This is a genomic window from Limnobaculum eriocheiris (assembly GCF_021010575.1).
Lineage (GTDB): Bacteria > Pseudomonadota > Gammaproteobacteria > Enterobacterales > Enterobacteriaceae > Limnobaculum > Limnobaculum eriocheiris.
Window position 1 is genome coordinate 1 of sequence record NZ_JAJNAG010000098.1, and the last position, 1040, is coordinate 1040.

A 1040-nucleotide genomic window follows, 5' to 3' on the forward strand; every position below is an offset into this window, starting at 1 on the left:
TGTCCACTTCCCTATATTTAAGACAGTAAGTCATTAGAGTTTTCCAGTTGCTTCCGATAAGCTGTTGGTGGCATGTTTCCTAAGCTTTCATGTGTTCTTTCATCGTTATAGTCTTGTTGCCAAAACCAGGCCATTTCTCGTACCTGGCTTAATGAATCAAATAAATATGCATTTAAAAATTCGCGACGAAAAGAACCATTAAATCGTTCAATAAAACCATTCTGTGTGGGTTTACCAGGTTGAATATGAACTAATTTCACACTATGTCCCTCGCAATAATTCAATAAGTTAATAGAAATAAGCTCGGGGCCATTATCAACCCTAATTTGTTTTGGTAACCCCCGCTCTTCTTTTAAGCGTTCAAGAACACGAATAACTCTCTCTGTGGGCAATGATGTATCAATTTCGATAGCCAAACATTCGCGAGTCCCTTCATCCAAAATATTTAACGTTCGAAAGCGTTTTCCACAATACAAAGCGTCATGCATGAAATCCAAAGCCCATTGAGCATTCGCCATTTTAGTGACTGACAGTGGCTGTTTTTCTCTTTTTGGCAGAACCTTTTTAACCCGGCGCCGTAAGTTCAGTCCTAAGCGACAATAAACACGATAAACTCGTTTATGATTAAAATGATAGCCTTGAAAGCGTAGTCGAAAATAACATTTCCAAAAACCCGCTTGAGGTGATTTAGCTAAAACAGATTGAATTGCCGTAATCACCAGCCTATCTTTTTCTTTCCAATCAATACATTGCCGATAATAAACTGAACGTGTTAGTGCCGTCATCTGGCAAGCTTTTATGACAGATAATCCTGATGTAACGAGTATCTCTGTGCAGGATTTTTTCTCCGTCATTACCAACCCTTTTTTGCAAAGAGCTCCTTCATAGCATGATTTTCCAGACTGACATCAGCAAACATCTTTTTCAATTTAGTATTTTCTTCTTCAAGTTCCTTTATTCTTTTTATATCAGCAGCTTCCATACCGCCATACTTTGATTTCCAGTTATAATAGGTTGCACTACTAATACCATTTTGACGG

1 protein-coding gene is annotated in these 1040 nt (G+C 38.0%); it reads right to left on the reverse strand.

All coding sequences use genetic code 11. The features are described 5' to 3' along the window. Positions 1–17: 17 nt before the first annotated feature. A protein-coding gene (locus LPW36_RS17625; RefSeq protein ID WP_230611894.1) for an IS3 family transposase occupies positions 18–1040 on the reverse strand; the annotation gives its coding sequence in 2 pieces (ribosomal slippage) (positions 18–871 and positions 871–1040; 1024 coding nt annotated over the 2 pieces). This gene is flagged as partial in the annotation.